This window comes from Leucobacter exalbidus (genome assembly GCF_017834145.1).
GTDB lineage: Bacteria > Actinomycetota > Actinomycetes > Actinomycetales > Microbacteriaceae > Leucobacter > Leucobacter exalbidus.
Map to the genome: position 1 here is coordinate 35,288 of NZ_JAFIDA010000001.1, position 17,261 is coordinate 52,548.

11 protein-coding genes are annotated in these 17,261 nt (G+C 67.4%); 7 read left to right on the forward strand and 4 right to left on the reverse strand.

The genetic code is table 11. The annotated features are described in order from the left end of the window. Positions 1–53: 53 nt before the first annotated feature. Complete coding sequence (locus JOF28_RS00195; protein WP_209703934.1) at positions 54–1,715, reverse strand: DEAD/DEAH box helicase; 1,662 nt, start codon at positions 1,713–1,715, stop codon at positions 54–56. 140 nt (positions 1,716–1,855) lie between these two features. Between JOF28_RS00195 and JOF28_RS00200 the strand changes: the two genes are divergently transcribed. From JOF28_RS00200 to JOF28_RS00210, 3 genes are all read left to right on the forward strand, one after another. Continuing rightward, on the forward strand, positions 1,856–2,575 hold the full coding sequence (locus JOF28_RS00200) for a ferritin-like fold-containing protein (RefSeq protein WP_209703935.1): 720 nt from the start codon (positions 1,856–1,858) through the stop codon (positions 2,573–2,575). A 12-nt stretch (positions 2,576–2,587) separates the two neighbouring features. Then, complete coding sequence (locus JOF28_RS00205; protein ID WP_209703936.1) at positions 2,588–3,862, forward strand: methyltransferase domain-containing protein; 1,275 nt, start codon at positions 2,588–2,590, stop codon at positions 3,860–3,862. A 73-nt stretch (positions 3,863–3,935) separates the two neighbouring features. Continuing rightward, positions 3,936–5,351 (forward strand): bifunctional phosphopantothenoylcysteine decarboxylase/phosphopantothenate synthase, encoded by a 1,416-nt coding sequence (locus tag JOF28_RS00210; RefSeq protein ID WP_209703937.1) that lies wholly within the window; start codon positions 3,936–3,938, stop codon positions 5,349–5,351. Positions 5,352–5,407: 56 nt separating this feature from the next. On the opposite strand, the gene JOF28_RS00215 is transcribed toward JOF28_RS00210, so the two are convergent. Together JOF28_RS00215 and JOF28_RS00220 are read right to left on the reverse strand one after the other, a co-directional pair. Further along, the gene (locus JOF28_RS00215; RefSeq protein WP_209703938.1) at positions 5,408–5,761 is read right to left on the reverse strand and encodes a hypothetical protein; all 354 of its coding nucleotides are present in this window, start codon (positions 5,759–5,761) and stop codon (positions 5,408–5,410) included. A 160-nt stretch (positions 5,762–5,921) separates the two neighbouring features. Then, entirely contained in the window at positions 5,922–6,146 is a 225-nt protein-coding gene (locus tag JOF28_RS00220; protein ID WP_209703939.1) for a DUF3107 domain-containing protein, read from the reverse strand. A gap of 194 nt (positions 6,147–6,340) precedes the next feature. On the opposite strand from JOF28_RS00220, the gene JOF28_RS00225 reads away from it, so the two are divergent. Both JOF28_RS00225 and JOF28_RS00230 read left to right on the forward strand, forming a co-directional pair. After that, positions 6,341–9,751, forward strand: coding sequence for a UrvD/REP family ATP-dependent DNA helicase (locus JOF28_RS00225; RefSeq protein WP_209703940.1), 3,411 nt, complete (start codon positions 6,341–6,343; stop codon positions 9,749–9,751). Beyond that, positions 9,748–13,194 carry an ATP-dependent helicase gene (locus JOF28_RS00230; RefSeq protein WP_209703941.1) on the forward strand — a complete coding sequence of 1,149 codons (3,447 nt, stop codon included), beginning with the start codon at positions 9,748–9,750 and terminating at the stop codon, positions 13,192–13,194. Before JOF28_RS00225 ends, JOF28_RS00230 begins: the two co-directional genes overlap by 4 nt. A 122-nt stretch (positions 13,195–13,316) precedes the next feature. On the opposite strand, the gene JOF28_RS00235 is transcribed toward JOF28_RS00230, so the two are convergent. Further along, complete coding sequence (locus JOF28_RS00235) at positions 13,317–14,579, reverse strand: phosphotransferase (RefSeq protein ID WP_209703942.1); 1,263 nt, start codon at positions 14,577–14,579, stop codon at positions 13,317–13,319. A gap of 61 nt (positions 14,580–14,640) precedes the next feature. Here JOF28_RS00235 and nudC point away from each other — a divergent pair, with 61 nt between their 5' ends. Then, the gene (gene nudC / locus JOF28_RS00240) at positions 14,641–15,555 is read left to right on the forward strand and encodes an NAD(+) diphosphatase (protein ID WP_209703943.1); all 915 of its coding nucleotides are present in this window, start codon (positions 14,641–14,643) and stop codon (positions 15,553–15,555) included. Continuing rightward, positions 15,545–17,239 (forward strand): ATP-dependent helicase, encoded by a 1,695-nt coding sequence (locus tag JOF28_RS00245; protein WP_245189802.1) that lies wholly within the window; start codon positions 15,545–15,547, stop codon positions 17,237–17,239. The genes nudC and JOF28_RS00245 overlap by 11 nt, the downstream gene beginning before the upstream one ends. The last annotated feature ends 22 nt before the right edge of the window (positions 17,240–17,261 follow it).

A 17,261-nucleotide genomic window follows, 5' to 3' on the forward strand; every position in this document is an offset into this window, starting at 1 on the left:
CAAACAGGGCGTGGCATTGTGCTTTCGGGCAGTACTACCCGGTACAGCAGCGACTACTCTGCTGCGGCAGCTGAGCCGGTCGACTCAGCTGCAGCGGTCGACTCGGTGCTCTGACCGCCCTCACCGCTGCTGCGGCGACGCGTGCGGCGACGGCGCGGGGCAACCGTGCCGTCTTCAGCGGTGCGCTCTGACTTCTCGCCGCGGAACAGGGGAGCACCGGGCTCGCCGCCGCCGTCAGCGTCGTGGCCGTGCTGCTCGTGACCGTGTGACTCGTGGCGACCACGGCCCTGGGGGTTCGCGCTGCGGGTGCGGCGACGGGTGCGGCTGCGACCCTCGCCGGCCTCAGCCGTGGCCTGCTCGCCCTCGGCGGGTGCGGCAGCTGCCTGATCTGAAGTGCGGGGGCTGTCTGAACGGCTGTCTGAACGGCCGCCCGAGCGTGCGCCCGAACGGTTGCCGCTGCGGCCACCTTCGCTGCGCCCACCCGTGCGCTCGCCGGCACGGCGGGGCGGGGTGTGCTCCTTGATGGGGGTGGCCTTCAACCGGCCCTTCGACCCCTCGGGAATGTTCAGATCGGCGAACAGGTGGGGCGATGACGAGTACGTCTCGACGGGCTCGGGCACACCGAACTCGAGCGCCTTGTTGATCAGCGCCCACTTGTGCATGTCTTCCCAGTCAACAAACGTGACGGCAATGCCGGTGCGGCCAGCGCGGCCGGTACGGCCCACACGGTGCAGGTAGGTCTTCTCATCGTCGGGCACCGTGTGGTTGATGACGTGGGTGACATCGTCAACGTCGATACCGCGGGCGGCGACATCGGTGGCGATGAGGATTTCCTTCTTACCCGACTTGAACTCGGCCATGGCCCGCTCGCGCTGCTCTTGGTTCAGGTCACCGTGCACGCCGGCGGTGCTGAAGCCGCGGTCGTTGAGCTCTTCCTGCAGCTTGGCGGCTGCGCGCTTGGTGCGCATGAACACGACCGTCTTGCCGCGGCCTTCAGCCTGCAGAATGCGGCCGATGACCTCATCTTTGTCGAGCGAGTGCGCGCGGTAGATGATGTGCTCGATGTTGGCCTGCGCGAGCCCCTCATCGGGGTCGGTGGCGCGAATGTGCACGGGGTTCGACATGAAGCGACGCGCGAGCGTCACGATCGTGCCGGGCATCGTGGCTGAGAACAGCATCGTGTGGCGAATCTCGGGGATGCGCGAGAACAGCTTCTCAATGTCGGGGAGGAAGCCGAGGTCGAGCATCTTGTCGGCCTCATCGAGCACCATTTCGCGCACGTTTGAGAGGTCGAGCAGACGCTGGCTGGCGAGGTCGAGCAGGCGCCCGGGGGTGCCCACCACGATCTGAGCGCCGGCCTTCAGCTGCTCAATCTGGCCCTCGTAGGCCTTGCCGCCGTAGATCGGCACAACGGTCGCGGGGCGACCGACGGCCGCGAGGGCGAGGTCTTCGTACACCTGCACGGCGAGCTCACGGGTGGGCACGACGACAAGTGCCTGCACACCGGGCTCGGGGGTTGCGCCGATGCGCTGCAGCAGCGGCAGACCAAAACCGAAGGTCTTGCCGGTGCCGGTCTTTGCCTGGCCGATGATGTCTTGGCCCGAGAGCGCCAGCGGAATGGTCTGCTCTTGAATGGGGAAGGCTTCTACGATGCCCTTGGCGGCCAGCTGGTCAACCATGTCTTGGTCAACGCCAAGCTCAAGAAAAGTCGTCACGTGTGCGTCCTTGTCAGTGTGCGGTGCTGCGCACGCAATACTCAAGGCGCAGCTGCGGGGCTCCTGCGGCGCCCGCGGTGAAAATACGTACGCGGCCAGTCTATTCCAGCGGTTTGTACATCCGGCGCTAAACTGGCGGGGTGTTTGAATGGATCCGTGGCCTGCGTAGGCAAGCAACCCCCGCCCGCAAGCTGCGCTCTCGAGGCGCAGGCGGCGATGCCGAGCGCGTAGAACTTGCTGAGTTCGCCCCCGGGATCCTGCCATTTTTGGGCATGACCGCCTATCTGCAGCTCGAACTGTATGAGGCAGCCACCCGTGCGGTGTCGGGCGCAGCGACGCTGCAGGCGAAGAATGTGCTCGCCCACGTGGCGGGCCAAACGCTGGCAAAACATCAGCGCCTCACCCAAGAAATGCGTGATCGCGGGCATGAACCGCACACGTTGATGGCACCGTACGCGCGCGTCATCGATGCGTATGTTGAGCGCATTGAGACGGGCGACTGGCACCAGCACGTGCTGTCGCTGTACCTCGTGGGCGGGCTGTTCGACGACTTCTTCGCGACCCTTGCGCAGGGACTGAAAGACGGGTTCCGCTCAGAAGCGATCTCGATTTTGCAGAGCGAAACGGGGCGCGGCGAGGTGAAGGAGCTGCTCGAGGGCGAGCTCGCTGCCGACGACGCGCTGGGCAGCTGGCTGGCACTGTGGGGCCGCCGCCTCGTGGGCGACACGCTGCTCGTGTCGCGTGCCGTGCTCGCGCTGAGCGAGACCCGCGAGTTCGACGCGACCGAGGTGGAGCCCGTCTTCACCGAGCTCATCGCCGACCACATTCGCCGCATGGATGGTCTTGGGCTCACCGCCTAAGCCTCAAGTTTTATGCCTCAACCGCTTCCCCTGCCCACTTTTCACCCCGACCAGACCCCGCTTGCGGCCCCCGCACCCGACTGCGCCTATTTCGATGCAGGCGCGTGCCGATCGTGCGCGCTGATCGAGACCCCCTACGCCCAGCAACTGCGGGCGAAAGAGGATCGTTGCCGGGCGCTGTTGCCCGGCGTCGCGGCTGAGGCCTGGCTCGAGAGCGTCGCTGGCGGCGTGCGCGGGTTTCGCAACAAGGCCAAGCTCGTGGTGGGCGGGGAGGCCGGGCACGTCACGCTCGGCATCTTGGGGCCCGACGGCCACGGCGTTGATCTGCGCGAGTGCCTGATCCAATCGCCCGAGATCCACGCCGCGATTCCCGCGATCGCGCGGCTGCTTGAGGAGTCGGGGCTCGCGCCCTATGACGTGCCCGGGCGCCGCGGCGAACTGAAGTTTGTGCACGTCACGTCGTCACCCACGGGGCAGCTGATGCTGCGGTTCGTGGTGCGAACCGCGCACGCCGCCGACCGGCTCGCGAAGCTCACGCAGCGCCTCACCGATCTCGTGCCCAACGTCGAGGCCGCATCGGTGAACCTGCTGCCCGAACACAAGGCCGTGCTCGAGGGCGATGAGGAGCGCGCGCTCATCGGCTCGTCGCTCACGATGCAGCTGGGCAACATCTCGCTGCACCTGCTGCCGCGCAGTTTCTTCCAAACCAACACCCCCGTCGCCCGCGCGCTCTACGCGCAGGCGGCCGAGTGGGTGGCCGAGGTGCAGCCCGCCTCGCTGTGGGATCTCTACTGCGGCGTCGGCGGGTTCGCGCTGCACTGCGCGCCCGCGGGCCAGGGCGCGAGCGATCTCTCTGGCGATTCCGGATCCGGATCAGCATCCCAGCACGCCCCCGTGCCTTCGGGTACCGCCGCCGTCGGCCCCGTCGTCACGGGCGTGGAGATCAGCGAGGCCGCGGTCGCTTCGGCGCAGCGCAGTGCGCGCGACGCCGCGATCGATGCCCGCTTCATCGCGGCAGACGCGACGGCATTCGCGCTCGGATCGAGCGCGAGCGAGGCCCCCGAAATGGTGATTGTGAACCCGCCGAGGCGGGGGATCGGCGCCGATCTTGCTGGCTGGCTCGAACAGTCGCAGATCAACCACGTCATCTACTCGAGCTGCAACCCCGAGTCGCTCGCCCGCGACCTCGCGGCCATGCCGGGGTTCACGGTGCGCCGGGCGCGCGTGTTCGACATGTTTCCGCACACCGCGCACCTCGAGGCCATGCTGCTGCTCGAACGCGTCTAAGTTCGGCGGGTACACGCGGCTTCTTCGGCGTCGCCTCGGCCATTTCGGCGACAAATAGTGCGAAGATGAAACCGTGAACATCGTATTGGGAGTGACCGGCGGCATTGCCGCATACAAGGCTGTGCTGCTCGCGCGACTGCTCGTCGAGGCAGGCCATGACGTGCATGTGGTGCCGACCGACGACGCGCTGAAGTTCGTGGGGAAGCCGACGTGGGAGGCCATTAGTCGTCACCCCGTCACCACGTCGGTGCACGAAGACGTGCCTGAGGTGCGCCACGTCGCCCTCGGCCAGCGCGCCGATCTCATCATTGTCGCGCCCGCGACCGCAAATTCGATCGCGCGCATGACGGCGGGGCTCGCCGATGATCTGCTCGGCACGACCCTGCTGGCGACCCGCGCCCCGGTGCTCATCGCCCCCGCGATGCACACCGAAATGTGGCAGCACCCCGCCACCCAAGACAACATAGCCATTCTGCGTTCGCGCGGCGTGCGCCTCGTCGGCCCCGAAGACGGGCGCCTCACCGGCAACGATTCGGGCCAGGGCCGCATGAGCGAGCCCGACGCGATCTTCGATGCCGCCACCGCGCTGCTCGCGCAGATCGCGGGCGAGGGGATTGATCCGGATCCCCAGCCTGCCGTGCCCGCAGAGCCCGCGGCCACCCAGGTCGTGTCCACGCCGGCCGTAGAGGCGCCTGCGCCCGTGGCCGCCCCGGCGCACGCGGCCCCGGCCGTCGCCGCGCAGGCTCCCTGGTTCGCGCGTGACCCGCACGAGCCCGCGCCCGAGCAAGATCTTGCGGGGCTGCGCATGCTCGTCACCGCGGGTGGGACGCGCGAGCCCATCGACCCCGTGCGCTATCTCGGCAATCGGTCGAGCGGGCGGCAGGGCGCAGCCGTCGCCGCGGCGGCAGCGCTGCGCGGCGCCAAAGTGGTGCTGCTCGCCGCCAACATCGATGAGTCAGTGCTGGCGGGCGTGCGCGAACTGGCGGGCGTGCGCATCGTGCCCGTGGGCACCGCGGCCGAGCTCGAAGAGGCCGCGCGGGCCGCTGCGGCAGGGGCGCGTGCGATCGTGATGGCCGCGGCCGTCGCCGATTACCGCATTGCGGCCCCCGCAGATCATAAGATTCGCAAGGAAGATGCTCCGGGGCAGGCGCCCACTCTCACCCTCGTGGAGAACCCCGACATTTTGGTGGGGCTCGTGCGCGACCGCATCGCCGACCAGATCATCGTCGGGTTCGCCGCAGAAACCGTGGAGAGCGAAGACGAGCTGCTTGAGCGCGGGCTGCGCAAGCTCGCGCGCAAGGGCGTCGATCTGCTCGCCGTCAACGCGGTGGGCTGGGAGACCGGGTTTGAATCGGGCGAGAACGAGCTGCTCGTGCTCGACGCCGATGGCCACGTGGTGACCCGCACCGCGGGCAGCAAACGCCAGGTCGCCGATCGCCTGCTCGACGCGGTACGCGAAGAGCTGCGCGACGACCTCACCTCGTACTAACGCTCAGACGGGAGGCACGCGCTGAATGGGCGCGTGTCTCCCGTCTGCTGTGCGCGTTAGCGCTTGGGCAGTTCGATCTCGGCGAGATCTGCGAGGCGCACGAGGCACCACTCAGCGGCTTCTTTGCGCGCCGCGTCGTCGGCCGCATCGAACGGGTAGAGCGCGTAGCCGTGGGGCCCACCGATGACGGTGTTCTCTGCGATCTCGCCCCTGATCCAGGCCAGCGCTGCCGGGCGAAAATCAGGAAAGTCGGCGGCAATATCTTGCACCGCAGAGCGCGTCGCCCGAATCGCCTCGGCGCGGGTGGCATACCCGGGCCCAAACTCAGACGTGCGCTCTTCAAGGTCGATCCAGACCCAGTTCCATCGTTCGCCCGACGGCTGCGCGGCCTCGGCAAGATTCTCAGTCATCGGTTCAGGATAGTGCGACCGGGCGCCACAACAGAACCACCACCCCGTAGCTGGTTATGGCTAAGCCCCGTAACGCAGCAGGGGAGGCTGCCGGCGCACGCGCCAACAACCTCCCCTGAGGTGCATCGCCGCTGCCCAAACGGGTGCGACGACACGAAACCTAGCTGATGAAGCCCACCTTGCGAGTGGCTTCGCCGCCGAGCTCAACGAAGCTGATGGAGCCCGTTGCTACGAGAAACTGGTTTCCCTTCACATCGGTCAGCGAGACGAGCGCAGCACCTGAGGTGAGGGCTTCTTCGACGAGCGTACGTACTTCGCTCGCGGTAGAGGTGGTCTCAAAGGTGAGCTCACGGGGGGAATCCTTGATGCCGATGCGAACTTCCACGGTGCCTCCTTGGATCGGTGGCGCGGGGGCCACGGGTGCCCGGCGGATGCCTGGGCGTGAATACCTACTTTGAGTCTAGAGGCGCAAGGCCCGTGTGTGCTGGGTGGGCGGGCTTCGTTCGCCCTGAGCGCAGCCCACGGGATGCCCGGCCGGGTGAATACGACGATGTCGGGGGTCAGAAGTAGGCTGTGGCCATGATCGAATTTGACGATTCGCAGCAGCTCGTGTTCGCGCTTGATGCGGGGTTACACGCCAGTGTGCTGGGGGCGCCGGGCACCGGCAAAACGGCGACGCTTGTAGAAAGTCACGTGCGCGCGCTCGAGCGCGACGGGTGGAGCGAAGAAGACGTGCTCTCCCTCGCCCCCAACCGTTTGAGCGCTGGCGTGCTGCGGCAGCAGATCGAGGAGCGCGCACACACCGCCATGGGCGGCACCGCCGCGCGCACGGCGGCATCGCTTGCATTCTCGATCCTGGCCCGCGGGGCCGCGCTGCACGGCGAAGATGTGCCGCGGCTGCTCACCGGTACCGTGCAAGACGAGGCGATCGCCACACTGCTTGACAGCGAAGACGCCCGGGCCATGCTGGGGGAGTCAGCGTTTCCCCCCGAAGTGCTCATCAGCCCCGCCTTCCGCGGGGAGCTGCGTGAACTGTGGCGGGTGAGCGATGACTACGCGCGCGACCGCGGCGAGCTGGCCCACGAGGTGCTGGCCGCTGCCGCACGCGGCGCGCGCGAAGCCCAGTCTGAGGCCCCCGACGCGGGGCTTGCCGCGCGCTGGGCCGCAGGCCTCTCCCTCATCGACGCCGTGGCCGCGAAACTTAGGGCCGACCGCCCGGGCGAACTGTCATCGAGTGGCCTGCTGCGGGCCGCGGCAGCACTCGTGCACGCCGAGGGCGGCGTCCACGACGGTGCACGCCTGCGGCTCCCCAAACTCATCTTGGTTGATGACGCCCAAGAAACCGGCGAGGGCGCCCTCGCGCTCATCGCCGCGTGCGCCGCACGGGGCAGCTCAGTGTGGGCCTTTGGCGACCCCGATGTGTCGACCGCCGCGTTCCAGGGAGAGGCGAGCGACCTCGCCGTGCACCCCGAACACGAACTCGTGCGCCGCGGCGGGGCGGGTGCACAGCGCGACGCCCAGCAACGGGTGGTGCTCGCCACCGTGCACCGGCACGGGGCGCTGCTGCGCGGGCTCGTTGCCGATCTCAGCGGCCGGGTCGGCAACCGCGGCGCCGGCCAGCAACGGGCGGCGGTGCCGGTGGCTCAGCGAGTCACCTCGCAGCCAACACAGCAGACAAATCAGTCGGCATCGCAGCCGGGAGACCCGGCTACGAACCCACCTGAGGCTGCGCCGACCACCGAGCAGGTGAGGTTCACCCTCGCCCAGTCAGTCACCGAACAGCTCGGCATCGTGGCCCACCAACTACGCACACGACGATTGGGGCTCGACGGCGGTGCCCCCCTCGACTGGAGCGACATGGCCGTCATCTGCCGCAGCCGCGCAGACGCGGTGCGCACTTCACGCGCCCTCGCTCTGCACCAGGTTCCCACGGCGCTCGCCGCAGGTGGCCTCGTGCTGCGCGAACACCAACTCGTGCGTGACCTGATCTGCTTGCTGCGCCACGCGCTCGGAGAAACCACGATCGGGCCAAGCGAGGTGCTCGAGATTGTTGGGGGTCCGATTGGTGGGCTCGACCCGGTGGCCCGCCGCCGGTTGCGCCGGGAGCTACTCATCAGTGAGCGCCGCGCCGCCGCTGCCGAGGGGCGAGCACCATCCTCAATCGAGGAGTGCGTGTTTGCCGCCTTCCAACTTCCCGCAGGCGAACCCGTGGTCGACAGCGCGGGCGGCCGCGCACTGCGCAAAGTGGCTCGCGTCGCAGACGCTGGCAAGCGGGTGCGCACCGCCGGCGGCACCGCCCGCGAAACCCTGTGGGCGGTGTGGGACGAAACGAAGCTCGCCGCCAAGCTGCAGGCCGAAGCCCTTGACGGCCGGCCCGCCCGCGCAGACGAGGCAAACCGTGCCCTTGACGCCGTAATGGGGCTGTTCTTCGCCCTGCAACGACACGAAGAAACCGACAGTGCTCAGCCCATCGCCGAGCTGCTCGCCGACATTATGGAGAACACGCTCCCCGAGGATTCCCTCGCGCGTCAATCAGACCGCCAAATGGTGACCGTGACGACCCCGCAAGGTGCGATCGGGCGCGAATTCGGTGTGGTCGCCGTACTCGGGTTGCAAGACGGCAGCTGGCCGAACCTGCGAGCCCGCGGCATGCTGCTCGGCTCGGTCGCGCTCGAACGGTGGCTGCGTGGCGGGCCCGCCAGCACCCCGTCGCGGCGCGACACCATTCATGATGAGCTGCGGCTACTGACGCTGTGCTGCGCTCGCGCCAGCGATGAGCTGCTCGTGGTGGCCATCGCCGATGAAGAGCAGCACCCCTCGGCTTTCTTCCGCTTTGGCGAGGCTCATCGGCAAGAGGGGCTGCCCAGCGCACGACTCACGCTGCGCGGCGCCACCGCACAGATGCGCCGGGAACTCGTGCGAGACCCCGCCAACGACGAGGCGCTCGACACCCTCAGCGCGCTCACGCGGGCGGGTGTGCCCGGCGCCGATCCAGAGACCTGGTACGGGGTGGCCGCGGCGAGCACGCAGCGCCCCCTGATCGATCTCGCGGGCGACCCCGAGGCGACGGTGCCGGTGAGCCCGTCACAGCTCGAACGGGTGGAACAATGCCCGCTGAACTGGGCGGTGGCCGTGCTCGGCGGGGGCAGCGGCAACATCGCCTCAAGCATCGGCACGCTCGTGCACCACGCCTTCGAAACGGTGGCAGAGCCCGACCCCGACAAACTGATGGCAGCGGTGCGATCGCAGTGGTCCAAGCTGCCCTTCGACACCGAATGGGAATCGCAGCGCTCTGAACGCACCGCGCAGGCCATGGTCGATGGACTGGCCGGGTACCTGCGCGAATTCGCGTCGTCTGACCGCGAACTCTTGGGCCAAGAAGCACGGTTTCAGACCGTGATCGAACGGGCCCTCTTGCGCGGCAGCGCCGACCGACTCGAAGGGCGTACGCTGCCCGACGGCACCCTCGAAGTAACCGTGCTCGACCTCAAAACGGGGCGCACCCTCCCCACCGCCAACGAGACCGCCGAGCATGCACAGCTGCAGGCCTACCAACTGGGCGTCGCGCTGGGCGCATTCGCCCTCGGGCACGATGCCCACCACGATGACGCGGTCACGGTGGCCCCGCAAGACGCAGCAGGCGTGGAATCTGGAAGTGATGCCGCGCAGGAGGTTCCAGCCGAGCCTGCCACCGAGACCGCGCTCACGCCCGAGTCCGATTCCGCCCCCGAGTCCGAGCCCGAGGTGGTAACGGGCGGCGCACGACTGCTGTACGTGCACCCCGACGCCACCAAGGCCAACGCATTTGTGGAGCGCGCGCAGGCGCCCATCACCGACGAGATGAAAGAAGCTTTCATGCAGCGAATCGCCAATGCGGCCCAGGTGATGGCCGCGGGGGAGTTCACGGCCAGGGTCGAGCACCACTGTTCAGACCAATACAAACCAGGTGAATGTCAGATCCACATCATTCCGGCGGTGAGCCGCGCATGAACCAGCACACGCCAGATACTCCGGCCCCCACGTCAGTTCCCTCGACGCCGTCTCCCACAGACGCCGAAGGCACCCCTCGCGTGGTCTTCTCGGCGGCCCGCATCGCCGAGCTGCTGACCATTCCGCCGAACACCCCGCTGACGCCCACCGCTGAGCAGCAGGCCGTCATCGAATACCCCATCGAGGGCACGGCCCTGGTCGTGGCGGGCGCGGGCAGTGGCAAAACCGAAACCATGGCCAACCGCGTCGTCTGGCTCGTTGCCAATGGGCTCGTGGCGCCCGACGAAGTGCTCGGCCTGACGTTTACGCGCAAGGCCGCAGGTGAACTTCGCGAACGCATCGCGGGCAGGCTCGCGACCTTCGCCGAGCGCCTCATCGATGCCCGTGAACGCGGTCTCCTCAGCGAAGCAGAAAGCGCACGCGCAGACGAGGTCGGTGAGCTTCTCGCCGACGGCCTCGAACTGCCCGACGTGAGTACTTACAACGCGTTCGCGGCCGCCGTGCTGCAAGAGTTTGGCGTCGCTGCGGGCGTTGCTCCCGGCGCCGCCATCATTGATGAGGCCACCGCGTGGGGCGTGGCGCGCGAAACCGTGATCGATAGCCGAGACCCGGCGCTCGTGGCGAGCAAGCTGTCCATCGGCAAACTCGTCGGCCACATCCTGCAGCTCGATCACGCCGTTGCAGATAACCTCACCTCGTTTGACCGGGTCGACCAGGTGATCGAAGAATTTCGCCGGGTCGAACATCTGCCCTATAACGAGAAAGCCCGAGAATCGGGGGCAACCGGCAAAGTGTATGCGCCCGTGCGCGACGCTCTGCGTGCGCTCGAAGAAACCCCGCTCATCACCCGGCTCGCGCGCGGATATGCCGCCGAGAAGCAGCGGCGCGGGCTGCTCGAATTCTCTGACCAGCTGGCGCTCGCCACACAGGTGATCGAACGCTCGGCCGAAGCCGTGCAATCCATTCGTCGCCGATACCGCACGGTGCTGCTTGATGAGGTGCAAGACACCTCGGTGGGCCAGACAAGGTTCCTATCGCGCATCTTTGCCGGATCAGCGGTGATGGCCGTGGGCGACCCCCACCAGTCGATTTACGGCTGGCGCGGCGCCTCAGCCGAAGGCCTCTCCTCGTTCCACCAAGATTTTGGTGGGCGGGGAACCCCCGCGGCCACCCTGTCGCTGTCCACCAGTTGGCGTAACCCGGTTGACGTGCTCACCGCGGCGAACGCGATCTCGGCGCCGCTCGCTGCGGAGTCGGCGGTCGACGTGCCACGCCTGGTGTCGCGCACGGGCGCCGCAACCGGCAGCGTGGAGTGGCGCTTCCCCGAAACCGTGCACGAGGAGCGCCGCGCGCTCGCCGAATGGATGCGTGATGCCCGCATCGCGCATATGCGCGAGCACGGCAAACCGCCCACCGCGGCGATCGTGTTTCGCACGCGCTCGCACATGGCCGCGTTCTCCGCGGCCCTGCACGACGTCGGAGTGCCCAACCGTATTGTCGGCCTGGGTGGCCTCCTCACCACCCCAGAGGTGACCGATGTCGTCAGCATGCTGCGCTGCATTTGGTACGCCGATGCGAACAGCGAACTCATCCGTATTCTCACCGGCCCGCGTTTCAGGGTGGGGACGGCCGATCTCGTCGGACTGCGCGAAGCCGCACGCTGGTTTGGTGATCGCGATGTGACCCAGCAACCCCTCAACGCCGAAGACCGCGAGGCCGACCGTGTGCTGCCCCACCCCGATCGCAGCTTCACTCTCGTTGATGCCCTCGATCAGTTGGCTCGCATGAAGCCGGGCCGTCACCGCGCGTTTGCGAACGTCAGCGATGTGGGGCTCGAGCGCCTGCGCGAGGCCGGCGAGATGCTGGCCGATCTGCGGTTCGGTGTCGGTGGCAGTATCACCGAGCTCATCACCGAAACCGTGTTCGCGTTGCGCCTCGACATTGAACTCGACGCCAATGAGGCGCGCGAAACAGCGGGCACCTCGGCCGCGCACGCGAACATCGATTCGTTTGTGCACCTCGTCGATCAGTTCCTCACCCTCGACGGTGCGGCCACCCTCGCATCACTCCTCGAATGGATCGAGCGCGCCACCGAAGCCGACGAGGTCGCCGAACACGTGGCCGCGCCCTCACCCGACACGGTGCACCTGATCACCGCGCACGGTTCGAAAGGGCTGGAATGGGATCTCGTGGCGGTGCCGCGGCTCGTCTCAGGTGAGTTTCCCGGCCAAGCCCGCAGCGGCAATGGCTGGTTGCGTACCGGTGAGATTCCCGATGAATTGCGCGGAGACGCGGGTGCCCGGCCCGAGCTGAACTGGCGCATCTCAGAGACCCAACAAGAACTGAAAGAGCGGATGGCCGAGTATGCCCAAGCGCTCAAAGACCGTCACGCGCAAGAGGAGCGACGCCTCGCCTATGTCGCGGTGACCCGTGCGGCCTCACGGCTGCTGGTGACCGGCTCCTTCTGGGGTGGGCAGTCACGCCCGCGCACCCCGTCGCCGTTTCTGCTCGAGCTGCAGGAGGCCGGCCTTTTGGCGGGGCTTCCCGAAGAAAGCGCCCACGAAACCGATCCGAGTGAGCACGACGAACTCACGCTCACCTGGCCGCTCGACCCGCTCGGGGCCCGCGGTGCGGCAGTGCTCACCGCTGCCGCAAACCTGCGCGACCGGATCGAAAAAACAGGCGACGCTGGTGACCAAGACGCCGCCATCCATGCAACGGTGCGGCTGCTGCTGGCCGAGCGCAGCGCACAGCAGCACCATTCCGAGGTCCCGCTTCCCACGCGCATCACCGCGTCGACCTTCCACGAGTTCATTGACGACCCGGTGCAGGCCGAACGGGTGCGATTGCGCCCCGTGCCGCAGCGCCCATTCCGGCGCACACGCGTGGGCAACCGCTTCCACGAGTGGGTCGAGCGGCGGGCCACCACGGCGCGGGGCACCGCGCTGACACTGGCCGGGTTTGATCCCGAGGGCGACGAACTCGCCCTGCTCGCCAACAGCCCCGAAGACCTCGGCGAAGATGCGGCCGACCTGCAGCCCCTCATCGACCAGTTCGAACGGTCGCGCTGGGCCGACCGGCAACCCATCGCCGTGGAACAAGAGGTCGTATTGCCATTCGCAGGGCGCTCGCTCGTGTGCAAGCTCGATGCCGTGTTTGAAAACCCGGGTGACGACGGCACCCCGCGTTACGAGGTCGTCGACTGGAAATCGGGTCGCGCACCCGCCACAAAGGCCGAACGAGAAAGCCGGTTCTTCCAGCTCGATCTCTACCGCCACGCATACGCACAGTGGGCCGGCATCGACCCCGCGCGCATCGATGTCACCCTGTTCTACGTCGCTGAGGGCATCGAACTGTGCGGGGAGCACCCCAGAGACCTCGCCGAACTCGAACGGCTGTGGCTGGAAGCCGCCGACCACCGCTTCTCGGCAGCAGGCGAGTGATCGGCAACCCGCGAGTGATCGACTACGGCGAGCGAGTTTCTGAGTGACCCACCGAATGATCCGGCGCATCACGCGCTGAGATCAACAGCCGCAGGTGACGGAACGACCGGCAGGCCGTTCCGTTACCGGCGGTCGGGTGCCCCGGGTGAGCCCGGCTGCAGCGTCGGGTCGGTGGAGCCCTCATCCAGCGCATCGCGATCGATCACATCGGTCGTCAGTACATCGGTGGCGAGCGACGCATCGTCGGCGGGATCGGCTGCCGCATCCCCGGTGTCACCTGCGGTGGCGGGGTCGGTGGCCGCATCCGGATCCACGCGAGGCTCCCTGAAATCAGGGTCGGTGCCGAACACGCGATCCTCATCGAGGGCCTCGTACGCCGCGGTGTCAGACAGAAAATCAATCACCTCGGGGGTCTCACTCAAAATGAGTTCGGCTTCGTCTTGTGACAGCGGTGCACGGTCGCGCGCACGGGCCACGGCCGAGGCGAGCGTGTGGCCACCGCCGACGAGCCGATCGAGCATGGCGACGGCGTCATCGATGATCGTCTGATCGTGAGAATCGGTGCCCTGTAGCAGCCAGCGGGCCACCTCAAGCTCGTGATAGAGCGCGATGCGTGAGCGCAGCTTATCGAGCACGCCCGGGTTGTGTAGATCGGCATACCGCTCGAGCACAGCATCGAGCACGGGGGTATTGGCGCCCAACAGCCAGAAGAAATCGAGCGCGGGGTCATCGACAGCGCAAGCAGACCAGCCCAAAACACCGGTCACCACATCATCTGCGATCAAGAGCTGCTCGTCACTCATCGTGCCGTGCACCATGGTCGGCGCAAAGTCCCACAGCTGGGCATCCTCCACCACGCTCAGCCAGCGACGCATCACGGTCTCGGGCACCAGCCGGGTCTGCACGGCACGGTCAATCAGGCGGGTCGCGGCGAGGCGAGACTCGTTGGCAGTGCGCTCGGGCAAGCCACCATTTTGCGCCACGCTCGTGGGCAGCGCATGAATCGAGGCGATGGTGCGGGCAATCGACTCGATCAGCAACGAATCGTCATGCAGATCAGCGACATCGAAGGCGCCGCCCGACAGGTACGTCGTGACCACCGCGCGGGTTTGACCGGCGCGCGTAATGCCCAGCGCCTGCGGCACGCTGAACGGCAGTTGCGACCGCGGGCCCTCGGTGAGTGCCGCGAGACCGAGGAGTTCGCCGCGCTGAATCGTTTCAGCGGCGTGGGTGCGGGGCACCCGCACGAGCAGCTCGGAGTCTTCGCTCACGATGACGGCTTCAGCGTATTCAGTGTTGGGACTGAGCGCGCGGGTAGCGAACACCGTAAGGTCTGGAACCGCGGAGGTGGCGAGCGCGGCTAAAGTGAGAGGAATGCTGGCCATGTACACAGCGTAGGCATCTGCACGCGTGGCCGGGCTGCGCCACGCGCAAGGAGGAGAATCGATGAACCAGGCAGTACCCCCACTCGCACAGGGAACCCTCGACCGAGATGCCCCCACCAGACTTGATGAGACGCTGCTGGCTGCGGCCTGGCACGAGCCTGGTGCGCGGTTGTTGCGGCTTCGCCCCGCCGAGATTCCGGTCATCGGGGACTCTCAACTGGCGCTCGTGCCGACCGACGGTGAATGGACGCCCGCGACGGCCGACAGCGCCGTGCACCACGTCTATCTGGGACGAATCGAGGGGGCCCCGATGTTTGCGCGCGCGGCCACCCCCGACGAAGCTGCTGACGCTGACGCGCAGTGGCGACCGACGTTTGATGCTGCGGTGCAGCTGAGCGAATCTGAACGCGAGCTGGTGGCCGCGGGCTCAGCGCTGCTGCGGTGGCACGACGCCGCCAAGTTCTCTGGCGTCGACGGGGCCCTCACAAGCCCGGTGCAGGGCGGCTGGGCCCGCGTCGACGCGAGCGGCCGCGAGTTCTTTCCGCGCACCGACCCCGCGGTGATCGTGCTCATTGAGCACGAGGGCCGCGTGCTGCTGGGCTCGAACGCGCTGTGGGAAACGGGCAGGTTTTCGCTGCTCGCTGGCTTCGTCGAGGCGGGGGAGTCACTCGAACAGGCCGCACGGCGTGAGGTCTTTGAAGAGTCGGGGGTGACCCTCGGCGACGTGCAGTACGTGGGGTCGCAGCCCTGGCCATTCCCGCGTTCGCTGATGCTCGGCTTCCGCGCCACCCTCGCGCCGGGGCACGACCCCGAGGCGCTGCAGGCCGACGTTACCGAGATCTCTGAACTGCGCTGGTTTAGCCGTGACGAGCTGCGCACCCCGCCGCCGGGAGTTATTTTGCCCGGATCACTGTCGATCGCCCGATGGATGATGGACCGCTGGTGCGAGGAAGGCGAGACTGAGCTTGGCCACTGACCCGATTCTGTCGGGCCTCGATCCCGAACAGCGTGAGATCGCCGAGTGGCTGCGCGGCCCCGTCGTGGTGCTCGCGGGCGCGGGTACGGGCAAGACGCGCGCCATCACGCACCGCATCGCGCACGGCGTGCGCTCGGGGGTGTATGCCCCGGATCGCGTACTCGCGGTGACCTTCACCCGTAAGGCCGCCGGCGAACTGCAGGGCCGGCTTCGTGAACTCGGCGCCGATGGCGTGCGCGCGCAAACCTTCCACGGTGCCGCGCTGGCACAGCTGGGCCATTTCTGGCCCGATGTGGTGGGCGGCACCGCCCCGCAGATCGTGACGGGCAAGTCGACCGTGGTGTCGCAGGTGCTCGAATCGATGAAGCTACGCGCGAGCGGCGAGACCGTGCGCGATGTCGCCTCAGAAATTGAGTGGCGTAAAACGTCGATGCTCAGCATCGACGACTACGAAGCTCGCATCGAGAGCCGCCCGCTGCCGCAGGGGCTCACCGCTGAACAAATCGTTGACGTGCAGCGCGGCTACATGGCCATTCTTGAAGAGCGACGTCAGATCGACTTCGAAGACGTGCTCGTGTTGATGACGGGCATGCTGGAGGCCGAACCGCGGGTCGCACTGCAGGTGCGTGAACGCTACCGCTTCTTTACCGTTGACGAGTACCAGGACGTTTCGCCGCTGCAGCATGCCCTGCTGTCAACGTGGCTCGGCAACCGTGATGACCTGTGTGTGGTGGGCGACGCGAGCCAGACCATTTACTCCTTCGCGGGGGCATCAAGCTCGTACCTCTTGAAGTTTGGGGCGGAGTACCCACACGCCAGGCAGATCAAGCTGGAACGCAACTACCGTTCCACCGAACCCGTGGTGCGCCTCGCCAACAAGCTGATGCGTGACCGGCCCGGGGCACTCACACTGCGGGCACATCGTCCCGCCGTGACCGAGGGCAAGGGCGCAGTGGTGCAGGCGCCCTCCTTCGAAATGTTCGCCTCTGAGGGAGACGAAGCCGCTGCGGTGGCCGCCTCGATTAAAGCTGCCGTTGATTCGGGGGTGCCCGCGTCACAGATCGCGGTGCTCTACCGCACCAACGCCCAGTCGGCGAGATTCGAACAGGCGCTGCAGTTGCAGGGGGTAAACACGCGGGTGCACGGGGCACAACGGTTCTTTGACCGTGCCGACGTGCGCAAGGCCGTGATGCTGATGCGCGGTGAAGCCAAAGTCGCCGATACCCGGCCGCTGTTTCAAATTGTCAGCGATGTGCTGCGCTCGAGCGGCTGGACGGCCCGCGCCCCCGAGGGGGCGGCCGCCCGTGAAAAATGGGAGGCACTCGCGGCACTGCTGTCACTGGTGGATGAGATGCCCGAGGGCGCCGGAATCAAGGAATTCAGCGAGGAACTCATCGCGCGGCAGCGCACCCAACACGAGCCGACGCTGCAGGCGGTGACGCTGAGCGCGATCCACGCGGCGAAAGGCCTCGAATGGTCGCTCGTGCACGTTGTAGGGATGAGCGAGGGGGTGCTGCCCATCGCGCACGCCGCCGATGAAGACGCCATCGATGAAGAGCGGCGGCTGTGTTACGTCGCGTTTACGCGTGCGAAAGACTCGTTGCGGCTCTCAGGAGTGGCGGGCGGTGCTCGCGGCAGGCGGCAACCGTCACGCTTCTTGGCGGAGGCGGGGCTAGCGGTCTGACCCGTGCCGACTCACGCTTAAC